25 protein-coding genes are annotated in these 21,566 nt (G+C 60.4%); 12 read left to right on the top strand and 13 right to left on the bottom strand.

Annotated elements, in window-relative coordinates:
• From lptA to I6L37_RS06150, 4 genes are read right to left on the bottom strand one after another with little or no spacing between them, the layout of a single operon-like run.
• Complete coding sequence (gene lptA, locus I6L37_RS06165; protein WP_026456112.1) at nt 1-528, bottom strand: lipopolysaccharide transport periplasmic protein LptA; 528 nt, start codon at nt 526-528, stop codon at nt 1-3.
• A complete protein-coding gene (gene lptC, locus I6L37_RS06160) occupies nt 515-1,075 on the bottom strand; it encodes an LPS export ABC transporter periplasmic protein LptC (RefSeq protein ID WP_026456113.1) in 561 nt (186 codons plus the stop codon). The genes lptA and lptC overlap by 14 nt, the downstream gene beginning before the upstream one ends.
• Entirely contained in the window at nt 1,072-1,626 is a 555-nt protein-coding gene (kdsC, locus tag I6L37_RS06155) for a 3-deoxy-manno-octulosonate-8-phosphatase KdsC (RefSeq protein ID WP_216993545.1), read from the bottom strand. Before kdsC ends, lptC begins: the two co-directional genes overlap by 4 nt.
• Nucleotides 1,626-2,621 (bottom strand): KpsF/GutQ family sugar-phosphate isomerase, encoded by a 996-nt coding sequence (locus I6L37_RS06150; RefSeq protein WP_216993544.1) that lies wholly within the window; start codon nt 2,619-2,621, stop codon nt 1,626-1,628. Before I6L37_RS06150 ends, kdsC begins: the two co-directional genes overlap by 1 nt.
• 207 nt (nt 2,622-2,828) lie before the next feature.
• On the opposite strand from I6L37_RS06150, the gene mlaF reads away from it, so the two are divergent.
• Genes mlaF through murA form a run of 7 tightly spaced genes read left to right on the top strand, consistent with a single transcriptional unit; the run spans nt 2,829 to nt 7,350 of the window.
• A complete protein-coding gene (gene mlaF, locus I6L37_RS06145; RefSeq protein WP_026456358.1) occupies nt 2,829-3,629 on the top strand; it encodes a phospholipid ABC transporter ATP-binding protein MlaF in 801 nt (266 codons plus the stop codon).
• A complete protein-coding gene (gene mlaE, locus I6L37_RS06140) occupies nt 3,629-4,408 on the top strand; it encodes a lipid asymmetry maintenance ABC transporter permease subunit MlaE (RefSeq protein ID WP_216993543.1) in 780 nt (259 codons plus the stop codon). Before mlaF ends, mlaE begins: the two co-directional genes overlap by 1 nt.
• A 7-nt stretch (nt 4,409-4,415) precedes the next feature.
• Nucleotides 4,416-4,907, top strand: coding sequence for an outer membrane lipid asymmetry maintenance protein MlaD (gene mlaD, locus I6L37_RS06135; RefSeq protein ID WP_026456359.1), 492 nt, complete (start codon nt 4,416-4,418; stop codon nt 4,905-4,907).
• Between the two features lie 9 nt (nt 4,908-4,916).
• Nucleotides 4,917-5,549, top strand: coding sequence for a phospholipid-binding protein MlaC (gene mlaC, locus I6L37_RS06130; protein WP_216993542.1), 633 nt, complete (start codon nt 4,917-4,919; stop codon nt 5,547-5,549).
• The gene (locus I6L37_RS06125; RefSeq protein WP_216993541.1) at nt 5,546-5,818 is read left to right on the top strand and encodes a lipid asymmetry maintenance protein MlaB; all 273 of its coding nucleotides are present in this window, start codon (nt 5,546-5,548) and stop codon (nt 5,816-5,818) included. Before mlaC ends, I6L37_RS06125 begins: the two co-directional genes overlap by 4 nt.
• Nucleotides 5,818-6,075, top strand: a complete 258-nt coding sequence (ibaG, locus tag I6L37_RS06120; RefSeq protein ID WP_026456362.1) for a BolA family iron metabolism protein IbaG — start codon at nt 5,818-5,820, stop codon at nt 6,073-6,075. Before I6L37_RS06125 ends, ibaG begins: the two co-directional genes overlap by 1 nt.
• An 18-nt stretch (nt 6,076-6,093) precedes the next feature.
• Nucleotides 6,094-7,350: a UDP-N-acetylglucosamine 1-carboxyvinyltransferase gene (gene murA / locus I6L37_RS06115; protein ID WP_042025037.1), complete on the top strand. Its 1,257-nt coding sequence runs from the start codon at nt 6,094-6,096 to the stop codon at nt 7,348-7,350.
• Nucleotides 7,351-7,444: 94 nt separating this feature from the next.
• Here murA and pmbA read toward each other — a convergent pair whose 3' ends face one another.
• Complete coding sequence (pmbA, locus tag I6L37_RS06110; protein ID WP_216993540.1) at nt 7,445-8,788, bottom strand: metalloprotease PmbA; 1,344 nt, start codon at nt 8,786-8,788, stop codon at nt 7,445-7,447.
• 113 nt (nt 8,789-8,901) lie between these two features.
• On the opposite strand from pmbA, the gene yjgA reads away from it, so the two are divergent.
• Nucleotides 8,902-9,426, top strand: a complete 525-nt coding sequence (yjgA, locus tag I6L37_RS06105; RefSeq protein ID WP_026456364.1) for a ribosome biogenesis factor YjgA — start codon at nt 8,902-8,904, stop codon at nt 9,424-9,426.
• Between the two features lie 386 nt (nt 9,427-9,812).
• On the top strand, nt 9,813-10,592 hold the full coding sequence (locus tag I6L37_RS06100; protein WP_216993539.1) for a gamma-glutamyl-gamma-aminobutyrate hydrolase family protein: 780 nt from the start codon (nt 9,813-9,815) through the stop codon (nt 10,590-10,592).
• Nucleotides 10,593-10,598: 6 nt separating this feature from the next.
• On the opposite strand, the gene I6L37_RS06095 is transcribed toward I6L37_RS06100, so the two are convergent.
• A complete protein-coding gene (locus I6L37_RS06095) occupies nt 10,599-11,027 on the bottom strand; it encodes a hypothetical protein (protein ID WP_156140987.1) in 429 nt (142 codons plus the stop codon).
• A gap of 99 nt (nt 11,028-11,126) precedes the next feature.
• Here I6L37_RS06095 and I6L37_RS06090 point away from each other — a divergent pair, with 99 nt between their 5' ends.
• Nucleotides 11,127-12,653 carry a mechanosensitive ion channel family protein gene (locus I6L37_RS06090; RefSeq protein ID WP_216993538.1) on the top strand — a complete coding sequence of 509 codons (1,527 nt, stop codon included), beginning with the start codon at nt 11,127-11,129 and terminating at the stop codon, nt 12,651-12,653.
• Nucleotides 12,654-12,712: 59 nt separating this feature from the next.
• Here the strand turns inward: I6L37_RS06090 and I6L37_RS06085 are convergent, their stop codons facing one another.
• The 6 genes from I6L37_RS06085 to I6L37_RS06060 all read right to left on the bottom strand — a co-directional run bounded on the left by I6L37_RS06085 (nt 12,713) and on the right by I6L37_RS06060 (nt 17,649).
• Nucleotides 12,713-13,423: an HAD-IA family hydrolase gene (locus tag I6L37_RS06085; RefSeq protein WP_216993537.1), complete on the bottom strand. Its 711-nt coding sequence runs from the start codon at nt 13,421-13,423 to the stop codon at nt 12,713-12,715.
• 77 nt (nt 13,424-13,500) lie between these two features.
• Nucleotides 13,501-14,457: a tyrosine recombinase XerC gene (xerC, locus tag I6L37_RS06080; RefSeq protein WP_216993536.1), complete on the bottom strand. Its 957-nt coding sequence runs from the start codon at nt 14,455-14,457 to the stop codon at nt 13,501-13,503.
• On the bottom strand, nt 14,450-15,130 hold the full coding sequence (locus I6L37_RS06075; protein ID WP_042070902.1) for a DUF484 family protein: 681 nt from the start codon (nt 15,128-15,130) through the stop codon (nt 14,450-14,452). Before I6L37_RS06075 ends, xerC begins: the two co-directional genes overlap by 8 nt.
• A gap of 106 nt (nt 15,131-15,236) precedes the next feature.
• The gene (gene dapF, locus I6L37_RS06070; RefSeq protein ID WP_216993535.1) at nt 15,237-16,067 is read right to left on the bottom strand and encodes a diaminopimelate epimerase; all 831 of its coding nucleotides are present in this window, start codon (nt 16,065-16,067) and stop codon (nt 15,237-15,239) included.
• Nucleotides 16,068-16,201: 134 nt separating this feature from the next.
• Nucleotides 16,202-17,452 carry a diaminopimelate decarboxylase gene (gene lysA, locus I6L37_RS06065; protein ID WP_216993534.1) on the bottom strand — a complete coding sequence of 417 codons (1,251 nt, stop codon included), beginning with the start codon at nt 17,450-17,452 and terminating at the stop codon, nt 16,202-16,204.
• A gap of 20 nt (nt 17,453-17,472) precedes the next feature.
• Nucleotides 17,473-17,649: a lipoprotein gene (locus I6L37_RS06060; RefSeq protein WP_082791909.1), complete on the bottom strand. Its 177-nt coding sequence runs from the start codon at nt 17,647-17,649 to the stop codon at nt 17,473-17,475.
• Between the two features lie 73 nt (nt 17,650-17,722).
• Between I6L37_RS06060 and cyaY the strand changes: the two genes are divergently transcribed.
• Complete coding sequence (gene cyaY, locus I6L37_RS06055) at nt 17,723-18,037, top strand: iron donor protein CyaY (protein ID WP_026457068.1); 315 nt, start codon at nt 17,723-17,725, stop codon at nt 18,035-18,037.
• 14 nt (nt 18,038-18,051) lie between these two features.
• Nucleotides 18,052-18,705, top strand: coding sequence for an alpha/beta hydrolase (locus I6L37_RS06050; RefSeq protein WP_216993533.1), 654 nt, complete (start codon nt 18,052-18,054; stop codon nt 18,703-18,705).
• A gap of 81 nt (nt 18,706-18,786) precedes the next feature.
• Here I6L37_RS06050 and I6L37_RS06045 read toward each other — a convergent pair whose 3' ends face one another.
• Entirely contained in the window at nt 18,787-21,306 is a 2,520-nt protein-coding gene (locus tag I6L37_RS06045) for a class I adenylate cyclase (protein ID WP_216993532.1), read from the bottom strand.
• Nucleotides 21,307-21,566: the final 260 nt, after the last annotated feature.

Below are 21,566 nucleotides of genomic sequence, written 5' to 3'. Positions count from 1 at the left end.
TTATTTTCCCTGGGTCTGCTGATCGGCCGGCTTGTCGAAATTCTCTACCTGATCCGGCAGGAAGACGGTTTTGACCCGCTGGTTCGGTGTCTTGCTCTCGGCGATCATCTTCTGTTTAACGATGTCGTAGCGGATCAGGTCACCATTGACCTGACTATCTTCCTGCTTGAGCTGGCCATTGCCGGTGATGGTCACCAGGCGCTTCTTCAACTCGTAGCGAATGCTGTTGCCGTGGGCGTTGACCGGCTTGCCATTGTCCAAGATCTGGAAGAAGGTAGCGGGTTTGCCATAAGCGGTCATCACCTCAGCCCCTTTCTCGCCGGAGCGGGTCACAACAACTTTGTCGGCCTTAATCTTGATAGTGCCCTGAGTGATGATCACATCCTGCTCGAAGGTGACGCGATTATCCTGCATCTCTGCGACCTGCTTGATGGCATCGACATAAACCTTCTCGGCAAAGTCGGACTCTTTGGCGGTCACAACACCGCAGAACAACAAGGCTGCGAGGGCCAGATTAACGTTTTTCATTGAAATAGATGGCATGACCTTGATCCAGTAACTCAAAATATTTGCGGTCCAGATGGCCTTTCAGGCCAACCCCTTCGGTCTGGAAATCCTGACCCAAAATCTTCACTTCCCGATTGCTGCGCACATCCTGGGTCACCAGGTCCAGCTCCAGATAGGGAGTATCGAGCGTGGAGATGAAGGAGGTGGGCAGCAGACCGTCCAGATGCACCTTGTCCCGCATGATCACGTTGTCATCGGTGTTGAGCACACCAGTGTCGGCCGTGACTTTCCATTCAGCCTCCCCCTTGTCATCGAACATGTAGACGACGGGCTTGTCGAATGTCGCCTGCTCGATGATCTGGTAGTACTCGGCATAGGCCGACTCCAACCGTTCGGTACGCTTGCCGTTCACATCGAAACGGGTGGTCACCAACTCTTTGGCGACAAAATCCGGCTGATAATGCTCGGTTTTTACCGTGCTCTCCGGCACCAGCTCCACCTTGCTCAACTGCCAGGCGACCAGGGCAACCAGAAACAACAGGGCAAACAACAGGGTCTGTCTGTTCATACCGATGCCTCAGGCTGGTAATCTCCGTGCCCCTGGGCCTGCAGGATCAGGTCGCATACCTCGCGCACCGCGCCTGTGCCGCCAGCCAGGCGAGTCACCATGTCGGCCCGGCGCAAGACCAGAGGATGGGCATCGGCCACCGCAATACCAAGGCCACAAGCCCCCATCACCGGCAGATCTATGGTGTCATCGCCCATGTAGGCAGCCTGCGACGCATCCAGGCCCAGCTTGGCCAGCAATGCCTCGAAGTGGGGCAATTTCTTGTCCGCCCCCTGTACCACGTGATTCACTCCGAGACTCTTCATCCGATCACTGACGATGCGGGAGTTACGCCCCGTGATGATGGCGATCTCGATCCCGGCGTTGAGCAGCGCCCGCATGCCTGCACCATCGCGGGTACAGAAGGTCTTCAGCTCCTCGCCGTTGTTACCCATATAGATGAGGCCATTGGAGAGCACTCCATCCACATCGCACACCAGCAGGCGGATTTGCGCCGCCTTGTCATACTGGCTGCGCGTCACCGGACCATAAAGGGTCGGTACGTTTTGCATCAAATTACTCCGGCTTTCAGCAGGTCGTGCATGTTGAAGGCACCCAGCGGGCGCTTGTCTCCATCCACCACCAGTAATCCGTTGATCTTTCTGGTTTCCATCAGTTTGACGGCTTCCGCCGCCATCATTTCCGGCCCTACGGTAACACAGTTGGCGGTCATCACGCGGCTGATCGGGGTGTGATGGATGTCCACCTGCTGATCGAGAATGCGGCGCAGGTCGCCATCGGTAAAGAGTCCCGCCAGCAGGCCATGCTGATCGACGACTGCCGTCATGCCAAGCCCTTTACGGCTCACCTCCAGCAGTGCCTCGCTGATGGTGGCATCAATAGAAACCAGGGGCAACAGGTCACCACTGTGCATCAGATCGCCGACCCGCAGCAACAGGCGCTTGCCAAGCGACCCGCCCGGGTGGGAGAGAGCAAAGTCATCGGCGGTGAAGCCACGCGCTTCCAGCAGGGCCACCGCCAGCGCGTCCCCCATCACCAGGGTTGCCGTGGTGCTCGATGTGGGCGCGAGCCCCAGCGGGCAGGCCTCTTTTTCCACCTTGATGCACAGGTGCACATTGGCCTCCTTGGCCATGGTCGAAGCGGGGTTGCCGGTCATGCAGATGAGCGGTATGCCACGGCGCTTGAGCACCGGCAGCAGGGCCAGGATCTCGTCGCTCTCGCCCGAGTTGGAGATAGCGATAATGAGATCGCCTGCGGAAATCATCCCCAGATCCCCATGGCTGGCTTCCCCCGGATGGAGGAAGAAGGCGGGAGTGCCGGTGCTGGCCAGGGTCGCGGCAATCTTGCTGCCGATATGGCCAGACTTGCCCATCCCTGTGACCACTATCTTGCCACCACAACGCAGCACCATCTCGCACGCCTTGTCGAAGGCGTCATTCAGATACTGGTAGAGTCCATCAATCGCTTGCTTTTCCGTGTCCAGCACCGCGCGGGCACTGCGACGAAAATCGAACAGGTCAGACACTTTCTCAGGCTTTACAGACATAAAGACACAGCTCCGGGCCGAAATTAGCTGCGGGATTATAAAAAAGTCTGTCCGGATAAGCGAATCGGATGGTGGATCCCCGGCAGGATGACGCACTTTGTTACACAAATTTGGCGTACAAACGGGCTGCCAGCCTGTTCAATAGTTGTTCCTTGATGTTGCTTAGACCTAGACTAGCCCATAAAATTCGCTCCTCATTTGCACCGGATGGACAATTGTTTGAACAATGACCTGATCACCATCTCCGACCTGACCTTCAGTCACGGAGATAGGCTGTTGTATGACGGGATCAACCTGACCATCCCCCGTGGCCAGGTTACCGCCGTCATGGGTCCGAGCGGCATCGGCAAGACCACCTTGCTGCGGCTGATCGGTGGCCAGCTCAAGCCCGAGTCCGGTCACATTCTGTTTGACGGGGAAGATATCCCAAGCCTCTCCCGTTCGCGCCTCTATGAGGTGCGCAAGCGGATGAGCATGCTGTTTCAGAGCGGCGCCCTGTTCACCGGCATGACGGTCTACGACAACGTGGCCTTCCCGCTGCGGGAGCACTCAGGCCTGCCGGAAGAACTGATCCACACCATCGTCATGATGAAGCTGCAGGCCGTGGGGCTGCGCGGTGCCGCAAAACTGATGCCATCCGAGCTCTCCGGCGGCATGGCACGGCGTGCGGCGCTGGCACGGGCCATCGCGCTCGACCCCGACCTCATCATGTATGACGAACCCTTCGTCGGTCAGGATCCCATCACCATGGCGGTGCTGGTGAAGCTGATCAAGGAGTTGAACAATGCCCTCGGCATCACCTCCGTCATTGTCACCCACGATGTGAAGGAGGTGCTCGGCATCGCTGATTACGCCTACATCATTGCCAACCGCCAGGTAGTGGCACACGGCACGCCGGCGCAACTGCGCGAGGAGCACAACCCCGAAGTCGAGCAGTTCCTGAAAGGATTGCCCGATGGTCCTGTTCCGTTTCATTTTCCGGCAGGCGACCTGCTACAGGATCTCTGATGTTGACAAGCCAAATAAGCAAGCTGGGACGACGCGGCGTACGTTTCATTACCGCCATCGGCCGGGCGACCATCATGCTGTTCCATGCGCTGGCGGGCAAACCCGCGCCGCGCAAGCACTTCCCGCTGCTGATCCAGCAGCTCTATGTGGTCGGGGTGCAGTCGGTGGCCATCATTCTGGTGTCGGGTCTGTTCATCGGCATGGTGCTCTCCTTGCAGGGTTACAACGTGCTGAAAGACTTTGGCGCCGAGCAGAGCCTGGGGCCTCTGGTCTCCCTCTCCCTGCTGCGGGAACTGGGTCCTGTGGTGACCGCCCTGCTGTTTGCCGGCCGCGCGGGTTCTGCCCTGACCGCGGAAATCGGCCTGATGAAGGCCACCGAACAGCTCTCCAGCCTTGAGATGATGGCGGTGGATCCGCTGCGCCGGGTGGTGGCACCCCGCTTCTGGGCTGGAGTCATCAGCATGCCGCTGCTGGCCTTCATGTTCAGCCTGATCGGCATCTTCGGTGGCAAGCTGGTCGGCGTGGACTGGCTGGGAGTGGATGAAGGGGGCTTCTGGTCCGCCATGCAGGCCTCCGTCGACTGGCAGGATGACATCATGCAGGGTGCCATCAAGAGCCTGATCTTCGCTCTGGTGGTCACCTGGATTGCCCTTTTCAACGGTTATGATGCCAAGCCGACCTCGGCCGGGATCAGCCAGGCCACGACCCGCACCGTGGTTCACTCATCCCTGGCCGTGCTCGGTCTGGATTTTATACTCACCGCAGTCATGTTTGGATAAGGTAAAGATGAAGTTCAGCAAAGTAGAATTCCTGGTCGGCCTCTTCATGCTGGCTGGCATCGGTGCCATTCTGGCACTGGCTCTGCAAGTGGCCGGTTTGAGCTTCAAACCGGAGGGAGAAACCTATACCCTGCACGCGCATTTCGATAATATCGGCGGCCTGAAAGTACGCTCTCCGGTCAAGGTCGGTGGCGTGGTGGTCGGTCGGGTGAGCGACATTACACTCGACCCGCAAACCCAGGTTCCCGAAATCACCCTGCAGATGCAAAAGAGTGCAGGTGAGTTTTCCGAAACCAGCTCTCTCTCCATCCTCACCTCCGGCCTGCTCGGCGAGCAGTACATAGGTCTGACCCCAGGCTTCACCGATGAGGACATGGGCACCGGCATGCTCAAGGATGGTGACATGATTGAAGACACCAAATCCGCCATCGTGCTGGAAGATCTGATTGGCAAGTTCCTCTACAGCCAATCCTCTGACAGCAAATCAGACAGCAAGTAAGGAGTAACCATGTTCAAGAAGATCGCCCTGCTGCTGGGCCTGATGACCAGCATGCTCTTTTCCCTGTCCGCCCAGGCCGCGGTGGACGCCACCGATCCCAATGCGCTGGTCGACATGGCCGCCAAGCAGACCTTCGCTCGTCTGAAGGCCGATCAGGCACAGATCAAAAACAATCCTGACCACCTGCGCGTCATCATCCGCGAGGAGCTGTTGCCCTACGTAGACAACCGCTTCGCCGCCTACAAGGTGCTTGGTAACCAGATCAAGCAGACCACCCCGGCCCAGCGCGATGCCTTCGTCGAGGTCTTCACCGAGTACATGGTGAGCTCCTACGCCGATGCCCTGGCCCACTTCGACAAGCAGACCGTCAAGGTCGAGCCGGGCAAGGCCCCCAACGGCAATATCACCGCCGTCAACGTCAGCGTGAAAGAAGCCGGCAAGCCGGACATCTTCCTCGAGTTCAAGCTTCGCAAGAACAACAAGACCGGCGAATGGAAAGCCTTCGACATGGTCGCCGAGGGGATCAGCCTGCTCTCCGCCAAACAGAGCGAACTCGGTGGCCTCATTCGCCAGGACGGCATCGATGCAGTGATCGCCCAGCTGCGCGAGCACAACGCCAAGCCGCTGGTGATCAAGTCATGATCTTCAAGGGCGAGCTGCAGGCGCCACAGGTCAATGACCTGTGGCAACGCCGCGCCGACTGGTGGCAGGACGACAAGCTGGAGCTGAGCCAGGTCACCACCCTGGACTCCGCCGGCCTGGCCCTGCTGGTCAAATGGGCCAAAGCCGCCCTGGCACGAGGCGCAACACCGCAACTGGTGGGCGCCTCCACTGATTTCTATACCCTGGCCAACCTCTACGGGGTGGCCAGTCTGTTTCAATCAACCCCGCTCACAACTGAGGACGCATAATGCAAGTCTCTGAAATTGAAGCGATACTCCTTGAGGCTCTGCCATTGTCCGAAGTCCATGTCAAAGGGGATGGCAGCCACTACCAAGTGATTGCCGTCGGCGACATGTTTGACGGTATGAGCCGAGTCAAGAAACAGCAGGCCATCTATGCCCCGCTGATGGACAAGATCGCCAGCAACGCCATTCACGCCCTCTCCATCAAGGCCTTTACCGAAGCCGAGTGGAAGCGCGAACGTAAATTCCTATTGCCCTCCTGATTTGGTAACGAAGTAACCATGGACAAATTCAAGATCACCGGCCCCTGCACCCTCTCCGGTGAAGTGACCATCTCCGGCGCCAAAAACGCCGCCCTGCCGATCCTGTTCGCCACCCTGCTGTGCGACGAAGAGGTTCAGCTCTCCAACGTGCCGCGCCTCAAAGACGTGGGCACCACCATCAAGCTGCTGGAGATGCTGGGCGCGACCACCAAGGTGAACGGCAACGTCACCGTGCTGGCCGGTGCCGTGAACAACCACGTGGCCCCGTACGAGCTGGTCAAAACCATGCGCGCCTCCATCCTGGCGCTGGGCCCGCTGGCTGCCCGCTACGGCGCGGCCGACGTCTCCCTGCCCGGTGGCTGCGCCATCGGTGCCCGCCCGGTCAACCTGCATGTGCACGGCCTGGAGCTGATGGGTGCCAAGATCGCCATTGAGGATGGCTACATCAAAGCCCGCGTCGACGGTCGTCTGAAAGGTGCTCACATCCTGATGGACATGGTTTCCGTCACCGGTACCGAGAACCTGATGATGGCCGCTACCCTGGCTGACGGTCGCACCGTGATCGAAAACGCCGCGCGCGAGCCGGAAGTGGTCGATCTGGCCAACTTCCTCAATACCCTGGGCGCCAAGATCCAGGGGGCGGGCACCGACACCCTGGTCATCGATGGCGTCGAGCGTCTGCACGGTGGCAGCTACAGCGTGCAACCTGACCGCATCGAGACCGGAACCTTCCTGGTGGGCGCAGCGGTCACCGGCGGCAAGATCACCTGCCGCAAGACAGACCCGACCCTGCTGGAAGCGGTACTGGTCAAGCTGGAAGAGGCCGGCGCCCTGATTGAGAAGGGTGAAGACTGGATCACCCTCGACATGACCGGTCGCACCCTCAAGCCGGTCACCATCAAGACTGCCCCCTACCCGGCGTTCCCGACCGACATGCAGGCCCAGTTCACCGTGCTGAACGCGGTAGCTCAGGGTACCGGCATGGTCACCGAGACCATCTTCGAGAACCGCTTCATGCACGTACCCGAGCTGGTGCGGATGGGCGCCGACATCGAACTGCAGGGCAACGTCGCCATCTGCCGCGACGCCCAGCAACTCAAGGGTGCCCAGGTGATGGCCACCGATCTGCGCGCTTCCGCCAGTCTGGTGCTGGCCGGCTTCGTGGCCGAAGGGGCCACCATTGTCGATCGCATCTACCACATCGACCGTGGCTACGAAGACATCGAGCAGAAGCTGCAAGGCCTGGGCGGTTGCATCGAGCGCATCAAGGGCTGATTGCCACCCCTTGATCACGGCTGATAAAAAGGCCCCCTCGCCAACGCGAGGGGGCCTTTTTCATGCCGGCTGATCGGGTCGAACGGGCGGAGGATTAATGCCCCGCCAGCTTCATGTTCTCGACCAGCACTGAGCCGGTCTTGAGGCTGGAGCGTTCATCCTCGTCGCAACCCACCGCCACTATGTGGCTGAACATATCAGCCAGATTGCCGGCGATGGTGATCTCCTCAACCGGGTAGGCGATTTCTCCATTTTCAACCCAGAAACCGGCGGCGCCGCGGGAGTAGTCACCATTGACGATGTTGACCCCCTGCCCCATCAGCTCGGTCACCAGCAGGCCGGTGCCCATCTCCTTGAGCATCCCCTGGAAATCCTGACCGGTATTGGATACCTGCCAGTTGTGGATGCCGCCGGCGTGGCCCGTGGTGGTCAGTCCCAGCTTGCGGGCAGAGTAGGAGGTGAGCAGCCAGCTCATCAGCTCACCGTTGCGCACTATATCCATGTCACGGGTGAGCACCCCTTCCCCGTCAAACGGGGTACTGGCCAGGCCTCCCAACAGGTGGGGAAACTCCTGGATGGTGAGCCACTTGGGCAGGATCTGCTTGCCCAGCTTATCGAGCAGGAAGCTCGACTTGCGGTAAAGATTGCCACCACTGATGGCCATAACCAGGTGGCCCCAAAGCCCGGCCGCCGTATCGGGATGAAACAGCACGGGGGCATGGCGAGTGGTGATCTTGCGGGCGCCGAGGCGGGAGACAGTGCGCTCCACCGCCTCGTCGGCGATGCGCTGCGGGCTCCACAGTCCCTCGAGGGTACGGCTGGAGGAGTAGCCGTAATCCCGCTGCATGTCGCCATCCTGCTCGCCGATCAGCACGCAGCTCAGGGAGTTGCGCGACGCCGCATAGCCTTTGACGAAGCCGTGACTGTTGCCATAGACCTTGATGCCGAGGTGGCTGGAGAAGCCGGCGCCATCGGAGTGCTTGATGCGCGCATCGCGCCCCAGCGCCAGCCGCTCGCACTCGATGGCCAGTTCGATGCCATGCTGGGGATCGAGGGCCACCGGATGGCACAGCTGCAGATCCGGGGCATCCCAGGCCAGCAGTTCGGCAGGCGCCAGGCCGGCGCAGTCGTCGGGAGAGGTGTGACGGGCAATTTCCATCGCCGCCTCGACGGCAGCGCGGATGGCCGGCTTGCTCAGGTCCGTGGTCGAGGAGGAGCCCTTGCAACCGTCGCGATAGACGGCGATGCCGAGCGCCCCATCCTTGTTGAATTCGATGCTTTCCAGTTCACAGCCCCGGGTGTTTACCGACAGCCCGGTCTGCTTGCTGATGGAGACTTCGGCCAGCGAGGCGCCCAGTCCTTTGGCTATCTCCAGGGCCTCGGCAACCACGGCCTCGAGATGGGCTTGATCCTGGCGGATTTGGTCTTGCTGATCCATAACTCACATCTGTATGAAGGAAGGAAAGGGGCTAAGCATATCAGACCCCTGCGCCCAGCGGGAGAAGCTGGTAACATATCCGCCAAACGTGAAAGACAGGAATCAAGAGACCGATGAGTCACTATCAAGACGACAACGAGTGGGAAGACTGGGGACCCAGCAAGAGTCAGCTCAAGCGCGACGCCGAGGCCTTGCAAAAGATGGGTGAGGAGATCGTATCCCTCAGCCACAGCGAACTGGAAAAGATCCCGCTGGATGAGGAGCTGGCAGAAGCCGTCGAGCTGGGTCGCAAACTCAAGCCGAAGAAGGATGAATCCTTCCGCCGCCATCTGCAGTTCATCGGCCGCCTGATGCGCAGCCGGGATGTGGAGCCCATCGCCGAAGCGCTCTCCATCATCAAGAATCGCCACTCCACCGTGAATGCTCGCCTGCACCGTCTGGAGCAGTGGCGGGAGCGGCTGATCAGCGAAGGGGACAGCGCCCTCAACGAACTGATGGCCCAGTTCCACGAGCTGGACCGCCAGAAACTGCGCCAGCTGATCCGCAACGCCAACAAGGAGCGGGAGCTGAACAAACCGCCGGTGGCCTTCCGCGAGATTTACCAGTATCTGCGCGGTGAAATCGAAGATCTGCTGTGATCCCCGCAACACGCCTCCCCTGCGGAGGCGTGTTGGTCATTGCCCCCTTAACATCCCCCTTTTTCTCTGCGTTTAATATATCCACCACAGATTCTACTGGGCAGGCTACCCATACACACTAAACGCCCATAAAAAGGGGCACTCAAGCGATACCACTTTTATTTTGTTAACAATATTGCATCATTTTGTTTGACATATTGAACGGCATTGGCAGACTGGAAAGAAGATCCCGGCTGTTGCTGTCCGCTCCGATCGACGATGCTGACCCCATGCAACACGGGATTGCGAGATCATGCCTTCGGCATGCCTTTGCCAAACATGGAGTTGCAAGGGCTTGCCCAAGGCACAGGACGAGACTTCACCGCCAAGGATAGCCAAGGTGCCCTATGCCCAATCCCACAACCTTTACCAATCGCAAACCTGTCGTACTGATGACCATGGGCGCCCAGCCCCGTAACGGTCACGCCTATCAGGTCATGACCCACAAATACATTGCCCCGCTGGTGGAGATCAGCGGTTGCGTCCCGCTGCTGGTACCCACTTGTTGCGGCACCGCCGATCTGGAGCAGTATCTGGATCTGGCCGACGGGATCTACCTGAGCGGGGCTGGCTCCAACATAGATCCGGCGCTCTACGGTCAGGAGAACCTCACCCCGGAGAAGCAGCAGGATCGGGAGCGCGACCTGTTCGATCTGCCGTTGATCAAGGCTGCGCTCCGACGGGGGCTGCCAATCCTCGGGATCTGCCGCGGCATGCAGGAGATCAACGTGGCACTGGGGGGGAATATTCATCAGAAGGTGTACTGCGAACCTGGCTACGACGATCACCGGGAAGATGCCGACGATCCGGTCGATGAGCAGTATGGCGAGAGTCACCCCATCAATCTGGTGCCAGGCAGCTGGTTTGCCCAGTTGATGGGGGAGGAAAGCATCCCGGTGAACTCGCTCCATGGACAGGGGATCGACCGGCTGGGTGAAGGTCTGGAGCCGCTGGCTCACGCGGAAGACGGGTTGATAGAGGCGATCCATGCCCCGACCATTTCCCCCTTCCTGTTGGCGGTGCAGTGGCATCCGGAGTGGAAGGCCAGCGAAAACCCCCACTCCATCAAGATATTCCAGGCTTTTGGCGATGCCTGCCGCCAACGCAGCGTCCGCCTCGCAGCCTAAGGAAAGTTACTCGTCGAAACCACGCGCCTTGAGCTTGGGCAGCGCGCCCCGCTGAAGGCGCATTTCGCGACAGCTATCCAACCCCTTAAGCCCGCGCTGGATATAGTCCGGGGAGTGGCCAAATACCATGCCGTTGCTGCGATAGAGCTTGTTGTCGTCGAGTTCGAACCGCTCGCCGCCTATCAGCAACTGCTCCCGGCCATTGACGACGTCCCCCCGTTTGAGCGGCAGCGCCATGTCGCTCAACACCTCGCCGGTGGCACACCCTTCACGCCAGTGCACCTCGTTGGAAAAGGGCATGATGGCGATCTCGCGCCAGGAACCGTCCCTGAACTCGACCCTGTATCTGTCCACCAGCAAATCACAACCCGCCAATGGCCATGCCGCCATCAAGCAGATGATTTTCTTTGATAATTGCACAAGATTGCACTCCATTGACTTGTTCGGCACAGCATAAATAAATTGCCCCGCCGCTGCACCATTTACCCTCACAACTCCAACTATGCTGGATGTAAATAGTCACAAGGGGCTGTTATGTCTGGCGATAATCTCATCATGCTGCCGACCCTGATCTGGATCCTGGAACACCCGTTCTGGATCCTGCTCACCCTGTCACTCCTGCTGATCCACTTCTGGCGCAACCCGGGGCAACGGCGAGAGAAACTCTCCGAACTCGGGTTCGTGATCATCAGCCTGGTCATCATACTGCTGATCCAGGTGGAGGGAGGCTGGTTTCGCCTGCCACTGCCCCGCCACTGGCTGATCGAGATCTCCACCCTGCTGGCAGGTCTGGTGCTGGTCAAACTCTGGGGGATCCTGCTGTTCGAGCTGCTGCTCCCCCTCTGCCATGTGAAGATCCCGCGCATCATTGCCGACATCGTCATCACCATCGGCTACATCGGCTGGGGGCTGTTCAGGCTCTATGCCTCCGGCATGGCGCTGGGAGAGATAGTCACCACCTCGGCGGTGATCACCGCCGTCATCGCCTTTGCCATGCAGGACACATTGGGCAACCTGCTGGCCGGCGTCTCGATTCAGCTCGACAACTCCATCGCCATCGGTGACTGGTTGCAAGTGGACACCATCCAGGGCCGGGTGGTGGAGATCAACTGGCGCGCCACCACCATAGAGACCCGCAACTGGGAAACCGTGGTGATCCCCAACAGTCATCTGCTCAAGCAGCGCTTTACCGTGCTCGGGCGTCGGCGCGGCCAGCCCCTGCAACTACGGCGCTGGGTCTGGTTCGATCTCACCCTGGATACCCTGCCGACCCAGATCATTGCACTGATCGAGAAGGCATTAAGGGAAACCAAGCTGCCCTGCGTCGCCAAATCACCGCCCCCCGACTGCCTGCTAATGAACGTGGAAGGCGGAATAGCCCGCTATGCAGTGCGCTACTGGCTGACCGATCTGGCGCGTGACGATCCGACCGACTCCATGGTGCGCAGCCTGGTCGATGCAGCCCTGCGCCGCAACGATCGCCGCCTCACGCCCCCCATCTTTAACGTCTTCATGAGCAAGGAGAAACAGCATCAGGATGCGCGCCACAAGCGGCATACCGCCGAACGCACCGCCACCCTGCGCAAGCTGCCGCTGTTTGCCATGCTGCAGGAGGAGGAACTGACCCAGCTGGCGGATCAGGTGAAGTTCGCCCCCTTCGTCAGCGGCGACATCATGCTGGAGCAGGGGGAGGTCTCGGGCTGGCTGTTCGTGCTGGTGCGAGGCGAGGCCGAGATGCTAGTCAATCTGGAAGGGCGGGAGCTGCGGCTCGGCGCCCTGCAGGCGGGGGACTTCTTCGGTGAGTTGAGCATGCTCACCGGCGAGCCCAGCTCGTTTACCGTGCGCGCCCTGGGGGCCGTCGAAACCTACCGCATCAATCAGGCCATGTTCCAGGCACTGGTGCTGCAGCGCGAATCCCTGGTCGAGCCGCTCTACCAGGTGTTGAGTGAGCGCCAGCAAGAGCAGCAGGCCTTGCTGGCACGGGAGGCAGAGTCAATGAAACAGCTGACCCCGCCGCGCGACCTGCTGGACAAGCTGATGACCCTGTTCAGGGGCCGCTAGCCGCAGACCAGCCCTCTTTTGGAACCGAGCCCCGCATATGGCGGGGCTCGTGATCCGCATCAGAGCAGCAGCTCGCCCAGCTCATCCAGGGTCGCCAGCTCCACATCCGGCAATAGCCTCAACTGCCGCCAGGGCAGCTGCCGCTCGTTGAGCCAGGCGGCGCGAAAACCGTGCAGGCGCGCGCCCAGCACATCGGTTTCCGGATGATCCCCGACGTGCAGTATCTGCTCGGGAGCAAGGCCGAGGCTCTCCTGTACCTGCCTGAACATATCCGGCGCCGGCTTCATCCTCGCGCCCTCCCCGGCCTTGCAGACCAGGGTGAAGTAATCGGCCAGCCCGGCCTGCGCCAGGTCCAGATTGCCATTGGTGATGACCGCCAACGGATAACGCTCCGCCAGACGGACCAGCAGGGCATGGGTCTCGTCACTCACCTCGATCTTCGAGCGCTCGGCAAGAAAAGCGGCAAAGACCCGGACCGCCTCTTCTGAGGCTTGAGATTCCGCCATTCCCCCCGCCATCATGGCTTCACGAATGCAGTGTTCACGGGTCAGGCTGACGTCGTGGCGCAGCTCGGGAGATGCGAGCAGCACCTCGCGCTTGAGTGCCTGCCAGCGCGCTTGGTCGAGCATGGCGGTAGCCAGGTATTCACTGCGCAAGTGAGCCAGCATCCACTGTTCGGCCCGCTCGATGGCGGGACCGTTGTCATAGAGGGTATCGTCGAGATCGAACGAAATGGCAGCAACCGGCTGCCAGCGGCGATAAAAATGCATGCACACTCCTCAATCAGGGTCGGTGTGGACTCACGCCCTGCCGGCTGGCCAGACGGCAAGAGGCGCACGGCAACACGTCATTCATCATCCCCTGACCCGGATCCACGTTTGGCCCTGGGATGGGCACTGTCATAGACCTTGGCCAGATGCTGGAAGTCGAGGTGGGTATAGATCTGGGTGGTGGAGAGATCGGCGTGCCCTAGCAGCTCCTGCACCGCCCGCAGATCGCCGGATGACTCCAGCATGTGGGTGGCGAAGCTGTGACGCAGCTTGTGGGGATGAACATGGGCATTGAGCGCCTGCTTGTTACCCCAGCCATCGAGCCGCTCCTGCACCGAGCGGGCCGACAGTCGCTGCTTGCGCCTGGAGACGAACAGCGCCTCGGCCTCGTCGCCAGCCAGCAGGGGACGTATCTTGAGCCATTTGTGCAGCCACTCCACCGCCATCCGCCCCATGGGCAGTACCCGCTCCCGCGATCCCTTGCCGATCACCCTGAGCTGGCGCTCGTCAAGCTTCACATCCGCCAGATTGAGCCCCACCAGCTCGGCAAGGCGCAGGCCGGAGGAGTACATCAGCTCCATGATGGCGCGATCCCGCACCGCCAGTGGATCCTGCTCGTCAGTGATGTTGAGCAGCTGATACATCTCGTCCACGTCCAGGTTCTTGGGCAGCGGCCTTCCCTGCTTGGGGGTCACTATGCCGCGAGCCGGGTTGGCGACGAGTCGTCCCTGGCGCACCTGCCAGTCGCAGAAGCTGCGCAGGGCGGAGACCTTGGTGGCAAGTGATCGGGGCGCAAGACCAGCCTTGTGCATCCGGGTCACCAGGCTGCGCACCTGGCTGGCCTCAAGCCGACACCAGTCATCAAGCCCCAGTTTCACCAGCTCGACCGTCATGGCCTCCAGATGGGCCTGGTAGTTGCTTCGGGTGTGAGGGCTGAGCTGGCGCTCGACCCTCAGGTATTCGATAAAGGCCGCCAGCTCCTCCGCCAGCGCGGGAGGCAGTGGCTCGCTGGCGGAAACAGGCCCCTTAGCCATGCGCCAGCTCGGGCAGCCGCAGCTGCAACAGGCGGCCCAGCTGACCCAGCAGCAGGGTATCGTTATGGGGAGTGAAGTGGCTGGGATCCGAGCTGGCGAAGGCCAGCACGCCGAGATCGCCGATCCGCATCAGGGCCACCGAGTTGACCAGCACGTCGTGGCCAAACAGCGTCTGTTTCTCGCTCTGGCTCAGACGGCCGAAGTAGTAATCCTGCCCCGGCAGGCGCTGACCCAGCAGTTGCTCCAGCTGTTTGCCCTCGGCCAGAAAACGCGCCTCCGGGCCGCTCAGGAGGAACTTCTTGGGATTGAGCCAGAGGCGCAACCCGGTCAGGCGCAGGCGCTGCACGAATGTCTTGCCCATCACGGCGCTCATTTCAAACAGGGTCTGACAACCATAGAGGTCGCCATACAGATCGGCATAAATCCGGAAGATCCGCTCATTTTCGCTGGCGATCCCCATCAGTTCGGTGATCTCCTGCTCCAATTGCTCGATCCGCTCGCGCTGCCGGTCAAGCTGGCGCTCCACCAGCGAGACCGAGCCCTTGCGCTCGTGGGGAATGCGGATCCGGTCCAACACGGTGGCGTGACGTTGGAAAAACTCGGGGTAACGGGCCAGGTACTCCAGCACACAGGCTTCGTCCACCAGTGGCTCCTGCCGTTTGAGTTCACTCATAAATTGTTCGATCCATTGCAAAACAGGGCCTCTGGCCCCGATATCATGGGCAAAGGGGGACATAGCCCCCACATCCCAACCGCATCTGCCAGAAACTGGCAACTGCCTACACCTCTATCTGACCGTCAAACACATGCTCGGCTGGCCCCGTCATATAGACAGGCTGACCCGGCCCCTTCCAGGCGATGGTCAGCTTGCCCCCCGGCAGGGTAACGGTGACCCTCTCCTTGAGCTTGCCCTGGCTCATGCCAATCACCGCCGCCGCACAGGCGCCGGTGCCGCAGGCGAGGGTCTCCCCCACGCCACGCTCGAATACCCGCAGCTTGATCTCGGTGGCGTTGACCATCTCCATGAAGCCGACGTTGACCCGCTCGGGGAAACGCTCGTGCCGCTCCATGATGGCTCCCAGAGTCGTCACCGGCGCATCGGCCACCGAGGGTACCTCGATGACGCAATGAGGGTTGCCCATGGAGACGGCGCCGCACATCACTGTGTGTTCCTGTGCCCGCAGCAGATAGGTCTTCTCCGCCTTCTGGGCGCGAAACGGGATCTTGCCCGGCTCGAACTGGGGTACCCCCATGTTGACCGTGACCTGGTTCTCCCCCTCCAGTTGCAGCACGATGCGGCCACGGGCCGTACTCACCGCGATGCGATCCCGGTTGATCAATCCCTTGAGACGCACGAAACGGGCAAAACAGCGGGCACCGTTGCCACACTGCTCCACCTCGCTGCCATCGGCATTGAAGATGCGATAGTGAAAGTCGAGTTCAGGGTCATAGGGTGGCTCCACCAGCAGCAACTGGTCAAAGCCGATCCCGAAGTGGCGATCCGCCAGCTTCTTGATGACGTCATTGCTGAAAAACACCTTCTGGGTGACGCCGTCCACCACCATGAAGTCGTTACCCAAGCCATGCATCTTGGAAAAATCTATCAACATCGTGCATTCCTGTGCCGTTAGGGCGTAAATGCTCACCGAACCCAAGCTCGACAAACACAGTGAAGTCGTTATCCAAAGCCCCGGCATCCCGAAGAGCGCGAGCTGAGTCACGCTCTTCTGTTCAGGGCACGGCGTCAGGGCACCAGGTGCTCACCACGCCAGAGATCGGCCAACTGTTCACGCTCCCTGATGAGGAACGATTGGGTGCCATCCACCAGCACCTCGGCCGCACGGGGACGGGTGTTGTAGTTGGATGACATGGTAAAGCCATAGGCACCGGCCGAACGCACCGCCAGCAGGGAGCCCTCGGCGATCGCCAGGGTACGCTCCTTGCCGAGAAAGTCGCCAGTCTCGCACACCGGGCCCACCACGTCGTACAGCGCGGGGGCATGACCGGCGCGACTGTCCACCTCGATGATGTTCATCCAGGCGCCGTAGAGGGACGGGCGCAGCATGTCATTCATGCCTGCATCGATCAGGGCGAAATTGCGGGTCTCCCCCGGCTTGAGGTACTCGACCCGGGTCAGCAGCACGCCGGCATTGGCCACGATGGCACGGCCCGGCTCGAACAGCAGGGTCAGGTCGCGACCGGCCAGCTTCTGCTTGAGCGCCTCTGCATACTCGGTGGGATGAGGTGGCTGCTCGGCACCATAGTTGACCCCAAGGCCGCCCCCAACGTCCAGGTGATGGATGCGGATACCGTCTGCCGCCAGCTCGTCGATCAGCCTCAGCAGCTTGTCCGCGGCCTCCATAAAGGGATTGAGCTCGGTGAGCTGGGAGCCGATATGGCAATCCACCCCGACGATCTCGATGTTGGCCATGGCCGCCGCCTTGCGGTAAATGGCGGGGGCCTGTTCGATGGGAATGCCGAACTTGTTCTGCTTGAGGCCGGTGGAGATATAGGGATGAGTGCCGGCATCGATATCCGGATTGACCCGCACCGACACCCGGGCCTTCTTGCCCATGCTGCCCGCCACCCGGTTCAGACGCTCCAGCTCGGCTTCCGATTCCAGATTGAAACAGAGGATCTCTTTATCCAGCGCGAGGCGCATTTCGGCTTCGCTCTTGGCCACCCCGGAGAAGACCACCTTGGCCGGATCGCCCCCCGCCGCCAGCACCCGCGACAGCTCGCCGCCGGAGACGATGTCAAACCCTGAGCCCAGGCGGGCCAGCAGGTTGAGCAGCGCCAGGTTGGAGTTGGCCTTGACCGCATAGCAGATCAGGTGGGGAATATCGCCGGCCGCCTTGTCGAAGGCATGCCAGTGACGCTCGAGGGTCGCGCGGGAGTATACGTAAAGCGGAGTGCCGTACTGCTCGGCAAGGTGTTGCAGCGAGGTTTGTTCGGCCTGAAGCTGGCCGTCGGCGTCGTAGTTAAAGTGATCCAAGGGGCGGTTCCTTCCTGAATTTAGTGCGGTGCGGCCTCGGTGGCAGCCTCTGAGGTCGCAGGCGGTGCCGTTTGCGGTGTACTCTGGCTCTGGGGCTGCTCGGGGGGCGGCATGTAGAGCGGCCCTTTCAGACCGCAGGCGGCCAACCCGAGAGAGAGAAGAGTGGCAAGCAGACACTTGGTGAACTGGGTAATCATAATGGTTCGCTGCGAAAAAATTTTTGGCCCTCTATAATCGCACTCACATTGTTAAAAGCAACAGGATAAACCGATGAAGGATCACGAGTATCACGCCCTGACCGACGCCTTTTTCCAGTATGTGGAAGACACGCTCGACGAGGGGTATCCGGATATCGACTGCGAACGCAACGGGGGCGTCTTGACCCTGTCGTTCGAGAACAAGACCAAGGTCATCATCAACAAGCAGGAGCCGCTGCACCAGATCTGGGTGGCCACCCGCGAGAACGGCTTCCACTTCGAGCTGCAGGGTGAAACCTGGATCGACAACCGCTTCGGTCACGAACTCAAGGCCCTGCTGAGCCAGGCCTGCAGCGCCCAGGCGGGCGAACCCGTCCAGTTCCCATGATGGCGCAACCTGCCATGATCGATCTCCACCCCGAGGGGGCCCGTCATGCGGTGATCTGGCTGCACGGCCTGGGGGATTCCGGCGCCGGGCTCGCCCCGCTGGTGGATGCCCTGGATCTGCCCGCCGATCTGCCGGTACGTCACCTGCTGCCCGATGCGCCCGAACGCCCCATCACCATCAACATGGGGTACAAGATGCGCGGCTGGTATGACATCAGGAGCTTCGAGGATCCGGCTGAGCGGGCCGTGGAGTCACATGTGCGCGAATCCGCCGCCCAGATCGCCAGCCTGCTGGACCGGCTGGTGGCCGAGGGGTTTGCTCCCGAGCGGATCGTGCTGGCCGGCTTCTCCCAGGGCGGAGTGATCGCCTCCTTCACCGCCTTGCGCTATCCGGCGACGCTGGCGGGCCTGCTCTGCATGTCCACCTATCTGGCGGTGCCCGATACACTGGCTGGCGAGATGAGCGAGGCAGCCCGCACCCTGCCCATCTGCTACATGCACGGCATCTATGACGATGTGGTGAGCCTGTCGCTGGGCTGGGATGCCAAGAACCGGCTGGAGGCGGCGGGACTCTCCCCCGAGTGGCACGAGTACCCCATGCGCCACGAGATCTGTCGACCGCAGCTCGATGACATCCGGCACTGGTTGCTGGCCCGTCTCGGTGCCTGACGTCAGCTCAATCCCAATAAAAACGGCCTGCATCAAGCAGGCCGTTTTTATTGGTGTCGTGCGATGGGACACTCGCCCATATTAACCCACATCCCGGGTCGGCGGGGTCTGTTCCCGTCCCGTTCCCTGGCTGCGATAGGGGATCACAGCAAGCTCGCCACCCTGCTGCACTATCTCGTAATACTGGGGCAGGTTGAAGTTGATGAACTGGCCATCGTCGCTGAAGCGCTCGTGGCTGGAGGTATAGAAACGGTTGACCCCGGTCACCAGCTCATCCTTGTTGCCGGCAAAGTGCTGGTACACCTCCACCCGGTTCGCCTCATCCAGGATGTAGATGTTGGTGCCCGCATCCCGGGTATCGAAGAAAAATTGCACCAACCCTTCGCTGGCATAGGCATCGACGATGCTTGGCAGATGCTGGCTGTGGGTCTTGTCGAGCCGCAGCGGCAGGTGATCCAGCTTGTTGTGGGAGATGTGGCGGTAGAAGTCGATGGCGTTTTCCAGCTTCTTGACCGACACCCCGCGCCGCTCGAAGAAGATGCCGTACTTCTCCTTGCCCAGCGCCATGGTCTTGACCAGTTGCTGCTTGTCACGGGCGAGGCGCAGCTCGATACACTCCGCCACCAGACTCTGGAAGCGGGTGCGAACAAGGGAGCGGAAATGCTGGCTGTAGCAGAACACCTCGATCATCTCGGGTGCAGCGGCATCTTGGTGCATCTTGCCGAGAATGGTGGTGAGAGCGTCCACCACAGCCTCGTCGCCCTGGAAATGCAGGGTACGGATCTCGCTCCAGGAGTTGCGATAGACCAGATCCACCGAGCCCACCAGACACTCCTGATTGCGGCCAAAGGAGAAGACATCCACCGTATTGGCGTCGAACTCGATCACCTGTCCCACCCAGTGACTGGAGGGATCCACTTCCAGGTTCAGGAAAATGGAGAGCTGGCGGATCTCGCAGGGGCGACTGAGGGCCAGATTGGTGGCGAGCGGATACTTCTCGGGGAAGCAGCCGGAGAGATCGCGACAGAACTGGTGCAGATTGTCGATGTGCAGATCCGAGCCCTGATTGAACAGGTGCACCCGGGATTGCGGCGTCAGCAGATCGTTGAAATAGGCCCAGGCCACCAGCTTGCTGATGTAGCTGTTGAACTCAAGCGGCGCCCTCCCGATGATGTCCACCGGCTCCAGCGAATGTTTGTAGAGGTACCAGCCGGCACGATTGAGGCGGCCGTGGGGCACCTGCACGAAGCTGAGATCCTGCTCGCTGAGATCCGGCGCTATCTTGAGGTTCACCCGCTGCACTTTGCCCGGCAGGCTCTCGAACGCGGCATAGAGCTTGCGCGACAAGATGCCGATATCTTCCGGGTTGATCGACTCGCTGATGTTGTTGCGCCGGGCGAACTGGATCAGGTTGCGATAGCTCAGCATCAGGGCTTCCAGCAACTCGGCGTGGGCTATCTTGACCTCTTCGACCTTCCATTCATGGCGATGGTCCAGCTGATACAGCTTCTCGTGACTCCATCCCCAGTAGGCCACCAGCTGGGCCATCTGCTCGCGACGCCAGTCCGGCGAATGCTCATCCTTGGGATGACTGAGGCCGTCACACACCTTGAGGTAGAAGCAGCGGCGCACCAGATCGAGACGGGCCATGTCGCCGATGGACTTGAGGTAGTTGGTCACCTTGTCCAGCATCAGGCAGTAGTTGTCGAGCCGGTAGTGCATCCCCTCGTTGTGCTGGAACCAGTCGCGACCGATCATCGACAGCAGTCGGGTATTGGGGTACTCGTGGGAGTAGGCCTCCATCAGCACCGACTTGAGCACCGCCTTGTAGGGGGAATCGATCCCCTTGTAGAGCTGCCACAGGGCCGAGCCGAAGTACTCCTCGGCCGGAATCCGATTGAAACTGCCCAAATCGAGCCAGTCATCCTGATTGAGCTGACCGCTCTCGAACAGCCCGCTGACGTACTCGTCGTAGTGATCGTCGTATTCGGCAGGCACCAGATACCAGAGCAACCGCTTGCCCGCGATCATCATGGCACTGCGATAAAACTCGTCGAGCAGCAGCAGGTGCTGGGCACTACCGCAACTCTCCCCCTGCACCTGGGCATCGTTGCGCTGGCGGAACTTGTCTTCGGGGATCAGGAAGAAGTTGAGATCGACCCCCCGCTGCTCCGCCCATTTCGACAGGTGCTGACACTTGAGCTCCAGCAAAGCGAGTCGCTCACTCGACAGGCCGGCCACATGGCAGACCCAGATATCGAGGTCCGAGTGACAACACTGGCCGATGGACGAGGTACTACCCATGGAATAGAGCCCCTGGATCGACTTGTCATGGGTGGCGAGGCCATTCTGGCAGTTGGCGTTTTGGCAGAGATCCTGGATGAAGGCTTGCTGGGCCTCGTTGGCAGTAAAACTCCAGATGCCATGGGGCACATCACCCGCCACATAACCGGGCAGCAGGGGGTGATTGAAGTGCAGCATGACGGGTAACAGCTGGAAGACCTGCTGTCCGTAGCGACTCATGAGACCTAACGCCCGTTGCGTCTTGAGACGATTGAGTTCGTCATAACGCGCCACCAGCGTATCGAGTTTTGCCAGCAATGACCTGCCTATATCGAGATGGGAAATGACGCACCAAAATGGGGAGACGTCAAAAAAGTGTGATCATGTTAACAATGCAAACAGCAGTGGTAAACAAGCCCGCATGTAATCCCGGGATTATTTATTAGATGTCGCTAAACAGTATCAGGAGAAAACAATAAATTATTTAACATTCAAATAGTTAGCATGCGAAGCCAACTTAATGAAAATCATTTTCAGCGGTCCTTTTTGAGCTTGCCCCCGCTTTTGGCGGCTCCGCC

The organism is Aeromonas sp. FDAARGOS 1407, from assembly GCF_019048725.1.
Taxonomy (GTDB): domain Bacteria; phylum Pseudomonadota; class Gammaproteobacteria; order Enterobacterales; family Aeromonadaceae; genus Aeromonas; species Aeromonas enteropelogenes.
This window is presented reverse-complemented; position numbering and strand designations above follow the sequence as displayed.

What these genes read in the sequence shown, in the direction of transcription:
- lptA (WP_026456112.1), bottom strand. Translation starts at nt 528, where the DNA reads ATGAAAAACGTTAATCTGGCCCTCGCAGCCTTGTTGTTCTGCGGTGTT.
- lptC (WP_026456113.1), bottom strand. Translation starts at nt 1,075, where the DNA reads ATGAACAGACAGACCCTGTTGTTTGCCCTGTTGTTTCTGGTTGCCCTG.
- kdsC (WP_216993545.1), bottom strand. Translation starts at nt 1,626, where the DNA reads ATGCAAAACGTACCGACCCTTTATGGTCCGGTGACGCGCAGCCAGTAT.
- I6L37_RS06150 (WP_216993544.1), bottom strand. Translation starts at nt 2,621, where the DNA reads ATGTCTGTAAAGCCTGAGAAAGTGTCTGACCTGTTCGATTTTCGTCGC.
- mlaF (WP_026456358.1), top strand. Translation starts at nt 2,829, where the DNA reads ATGGACAATTGTTTGAACAATGACCTGATCACCATCTCCGACCTGACC.
- mlaE (WP_216993543.1), top strand. Translation starts at nt 3,629, where the DNA reads ATGTTGACAAGCCAAATAAGCAAGCTGGGACGACGCGGCGTACGTTTC.
- mlaD (WP_026456359.1), top strand. Translation starts at nt 4,416, where the DNA reads ATGAAGTTCAGCAAAGTAGAATTCCTGGTCGGCCTCTTCATGCTGGCT.
- mlaC (WP_216993542.1), top strand. Translation starts at nt 4,917, where the DNA reads ATGTTCAAGAAGATCGCCCTGCTGCTGGGCCTGATGACCAGCATGCTC.
- I6L37_RS06125 (WP_216993541.1), top strand. Translation starts at nt 5,546, where the DNA reads ATGATCTTCAAGGGCGAGCTGCAGGCGCCACAGGTCAATGACCTGTGG.
- ibaG (WP_026456362.1), top strand. Translation starts at nt 5,818, where the DNA reads ATGCAAGTCTCTGAAATTGAAGCGATACTCCTTGAGGCTCTGCCATTG.
- murA (WP_042025037.1), top strand. Translation starts at nt 6,094, where the DNA reads ATGGACAAATTCAAGATCACCGGCCCCTGCACCCTCTCCGGTGAAGTG.
- pmbA (WP_216993540.1), bottom strand. Translation starts at nt 8,788, where the DNA reads ATGGATCAGCAAGACCAAATCCGCCAGGATCAAGCCCATCTCGAGGCC.
- yjgA (WP_026456364.1), top strand. Translation starts at nt 8,902, where the DNA reads ATGAGTCACTATCAAGACGACAACGAGTGGGAAGACTGGGGACCCAGC.
- I6L37_RS06100 (WP_216993539.1), top strand. Translation starts at nt 9,813, where the DNA reads ATGCCCAATCCCACAACCTTTACCAATCGCAAACCTGTCGTACTGATG.
- I6L37_RS06095 (WP_156140987.1), bottom strand. Translation starts at nt 11,027, where the DNA reads ATGGAGTGCAATCTTGTGCAATTATCAAAGAAAATCATCTGCTTGATG.
- I6L37_RS06090 (WP_216993538.1), top strand. Translation starts at nt 11,127, where the DNA reads ATGTCTGGCGATAATCTCATCATGCTGCCGACCCTGATCTGGATCCTG.
- I6L37_RS06085 (WP_216993537.1), bottom strand. Translation starts at nt 13,423, where the DNA reads ATGCATTTTTATCGCCGCTGGCAGCCGGTTGCTGCCATTTCGTTCGAT.
- xerC (WP_216993536.1), bottom strand. Translation starts at nt 14,457, where the DNA reads ATGGCTAAGGGGCCTGTTTCCGCCAGCGAGCCACTGCCTCCCGCGCTG.
- I6L37_RS06075 (WP_042070902.1), bottom strand. Translation starts at nt 15,130, where the DNA reads ATGAGTGAACTCAAACGGCAGGAGCCACTGGTGGACGAAGCCTGTGTG.
- dapF (WP_216993535.1), bottom strand. Translation starts at nt 16,067, where the DNA reads ATGTTGATAGATTTTTCCAAGATGCATGGCTTGGGTAACGACTTCATG.
- I6L37_RS06060 (WP_082791909.1), bottom strand. Translation starts at nt 17,649, where the DNA reads ATGATTACCCAGTTCACCAAGTGTCTGCTTGCCACTCTTCTCTCTCTC.
- cyaY (WP_026457068.1), top strand. Translation starts at nt 17,723, where the DNA reads ATGAAGGATCACGAGTATCACGCCCTGACCGACGCCTTTTTCCAGTAT.
- I6L37_RS06050 (WP_216993533.1), top strand. Translation starts at nt 18,052, where the DNA reads ATGATCGATCTCCACCCCGAGGGGGCCCGTCATGCGGTGATCTGGCTG.